The sequence below is a fragment of the Streptomyces sp. MB09-01 genome, assembly GCF_033794505.1.
In the GTDB taxonomy this organism is placed as follows: Bacteria; Actinomycetota; Actinomycetes; order Streptomycetales; family Streptomycetaceae; genus Streptomyces.
The window spans coordinates 1-1,280 of sequence record NZ_JARAYQ010000558.1 but is presented as its reverse complement, the minus strand read 5'-3'; the positions used below and the strand labels follow the sequence as shown (position 1 = coordinate 1,280).

1 protein-coding gene is annotated in these 1,280 nt (G+C 68.7%); it reads right to left on the bottom strand.

Annotated elements, in window-relative coordinates; all coding sequences use genetic code 11:
- Nucleotides 1–1,280: CRISPR-associated helicase Cas3' (gene cas3 / locus PV721_RS43435; protein ID WP_319734400.1), on the bottom strand; the 1,280-nt coding region annotated here is incomplete at both ends.

Here is a 1,280-nt window from a genome sequence, read left to right as displayed (position 1 = left end):
AAGTTGAGGCAGCCCGTCGGGGCGGGGGGTCCACAGGACGTGAGTGAGGGGGGTGCCATGGCGCAGAGGTGGCCTGTTGACCGGGTGGCGCCATTGACGGCCTCGTCGCTGCAGTAGGAGGTCGAGGGGGGCGAGGTCGGTGTAGAGGTGGTCGGTGTCGTAGTCGAGGCTCTGCTCCAGGACTTGGGTTCCGATGAGCAGGAGGCGGTGCGGGCGCTGGGGGTTGGGCTGTTCGGTGCGCAGTTCGGGGTCGGGGTGGGGTCCGAGCCGGGTTTCGATGTGGTGCTGGTGGTGGGAGCGGTGGCGTTCTTGGTACCGGGAGTGCAGGAGCTGGATCTCTTCGGGCCTCCAGCCGTAGTGGCCAGCGATTTCGCGCAGCGCGCGGTGGAGGTCTTCGGCGCGGGTGACGGAGTTGCGGATGACGGTGGTGATGCCGTGAGGGTGGCGGCTGAGGAGGTGGTGGGCGAGTTCGTGTGGGCCGGGGTCGGGCAGGAGTTTGATGCGGGTGCGGTAACGGGTGTGGCGTGAGCGGGCTGGGGTGTGGGTGCGGCAGTGGCCCTTGCTGTCGATGATGGTGATCGGGCCGGTGGGTGCGGTGCGGGCGGGGTTGGTGTTGTGGCCGCGGCGCCAGGCGTTGACAAGGTCGTTGCGGATGGCGCCGGGCAGGGTGGCGGAGAGCACGACGATGCTGGCTCCGGCGTCGGCGAGCCAGGCGATGGCGGCTGCCAGGAGTCGCTGCTGGTAGAGGTCGTAGGCGTGGGCTTCGTCGATCACGACGGTCTTGCCGGCGAGGGCGTACAGGCGCAGGAACCAGTGTTTGCCGTGCTGGGCGGCGAGGATGATCTGGTCGATGGTGCCGACGCCGAAGCAGGAGAGCAGGCCTCGGGTTCGTGCGAGGTACCAGTGGTCGAGGATGACGGCCGGGGCGTTGTGGTGGTTGTCGTGGTCGTCGCAGGTGATGTTGGTCGCCATGGTGACCACGCTGTCGGTGAGCGCGAGGTGGCTCGTGGTGCCGTGGGCGAAGGCGTTGCCGTGGACGAGAGCCAGGTGGGCGAGTTCCCGGTCTCTGAGGACGGTGGCGAGGTAGGCAGCTGTGCGGTCGGCGATCTGGTCGCCCGCAGCGCGCAGGGGCAGGGCGGTGTAGGAACCGTGGTAGCCGCAGGTGAGGGCGAGGTGGTGGGTGAGGTATTGGGCGGTTTCGGTCTTTCCGCCGCCGGTGGTGTCTTCGATGATGACGAGGCTCTGGCCGGTGGGCGGGTGGTCGATGATCGCCTGCTGGG